Origin of the sequence: Lactobacillus sp. B3795, assembly GCF_026535805.1 — a bacterium.
Lineage (GTDB): Bacteria > Bacillota > Bacilli > Lactobacillales > Lactobacillaceae > Apilactobacillus > Apilactobacillus kunkeei_C.
This window is the reverse complement of sequence record NZ_JAFNPE010000003.1, coordinates 1-1652: the sequence shown is the minus strand read 5'-3', so window position 1 is coordinate 1652 and position 1652 is coordinate 1. Positions and strand designations below refer to the sequence as shown.

General features: G+C 48.9%; 2 tRNA genes and 1 rRNA gene. All 3 read left to right on the top strand.

Going from position 1 to position 1652, the window contains the following annotated elements:
• A 16S ribosomal RNA gene (locus J3U50_RS01665) occupies positions 1-1305 on the top strand; the annotation flags it as partial.
• An 87-nt stretch (positions 1306-1392) separates the two neighbouring features.
• Positions 1393-1467: transfer RNA gene (locus J3U50_RS01660), tRNA-Ile, on the top strand.
• A gap of 37 nt (positions 1468-1504) precedes the next feature.
• A tRNA-Ala gene (locus J3U50_RS01655) sits at positions 1505-1577 on the top strand.
• Positions 1578-1652 lie beyond the last annotated feature (75 nt).

Genomic DNA, 1652 nt, shown 5'->3' with positions numbered 1-1652 from the left:
CGTATTAGTTAGTTGGTGAGATAAAAGCCCACCAAGACGATGATACGTAGCCGACCTGAGAGGGTAATCGGCCACATTGGGACTGAGACACGGCCCAGACTCCTACGGGAGGCAGCAGTAGGGAATCTTCCACAATGGACGAAAGTCTGATGGAGCAACGCCGCGTGAGTGATGAAGGTTTTCGGATCGTAAAACTCTGTTGTTAAAGAAGAACAAGTGTTAGAGTAACTGTTAACACTTTGACGGTATTTAACCAGAAAGCCACGGCTAACTACGTGCCAGCAGCCGCGGTAATACGTAGGTGGCAAGCGTTGTCCGGATTTATTGGGCGTAAAGCGAGCGCAGGCGGTTTTGTAAGTCTGCTGTGAAAGCCCTCAGCTCAACTGAGGAAGTGCAGTGGAAACTACAAAACTTGAGTACAGAAGAGGAAAGTGGAACTCCATGTGTAGCGGTGAAATGCGTAGATATATGGAAGAACACCAGTGGCGAAGGCGGCTTTCTGGTCTGTTACTGACGCTGAGGCTCGAAAGCATGGGTAGCGAACAGGATTAGATACCCTGGTAGTCCATGCCGTAAACGATGAATACTAGGTGTTGGAGGGTTTCCGCCCTTCAGTGCCGCAGCTAACGCATTAAGTATTCCGCCTGGGGAGTACGACCGCAAGGTTGAAACTCAAAGGAATTGACGGGGGCCCGCACAAGTGGTGGAGCATGTGGTTTAATTCGATGCTACGCGAAGAACCTTACCAGCTCTTGACATCTTCTGCCAACCCAAGAGATTGGGCGTTCCCTTCGGGGACAGAATGACAGGTGGTGCATGGTTGTCGTCAGCTCGTGTCGTGAGATGTTGGGTTAAGTCCCGCAACGAGCGCAACCCTTATTATTAGTTGCCAGCATTTAGTTGGGCACTCTAGTGAGACTGCCGGTGATAAACCGGAGGAAGGTGGGGACGACGTCAAATCATCATGCCCCTTATGAGCTGGGCTACACACGTGCTACAATGGATGGTACAACGAGTCGCGAAACCGCGAGGTCAAGCTAATCTCTTAAAGCCATTCTCAGTTCGGATTGCAGGCTGCAACTCGCCTGCATGAAGTTGGAATCACTAGTAATCGTGGATCAGCATGCCACGGTGAATACGTTCCCGGGCCTTGTACACACCGCCCGTCACACCATGAGAGTTTGTAACACCCAAAGACGATGGGGTAACCTTTTAGGAGCTAGTCGTCTAAGGTGGGACAGATGATTAGGGTGAAGTCGTAACAAGGTAGCCGTAGGAGNAACCTGCGGCTGGATCACCTCCTTTCTAAGGAAATTTCGGAAACTTACATTAGGTTCATCAATCTTATTCAGTTTTGAGAGATTTACCTCTCATATGATTCTTTGCTTCTTTGGGCCTATAGCTCAGTTGGTTTAGAGCGCACGCCTGATAAGCGTGAGGTCGGAGGTTCGAGTCCCCCTAGGCCCATCGACCTCACAGGGGTCACAATCATATTTATATTTATGGGGAATTAGCTCAGCTGGGAGAGCACCTGCTTTGCAAGCAGGAGGTCAGCGGTTCGATCCCGCTATTCTCCATTGACACGTAAGTGTCATACTTGGTTCTTTGAAAACTAGATATTATTTAATTTCTATATTGAATTTGTATAAAAA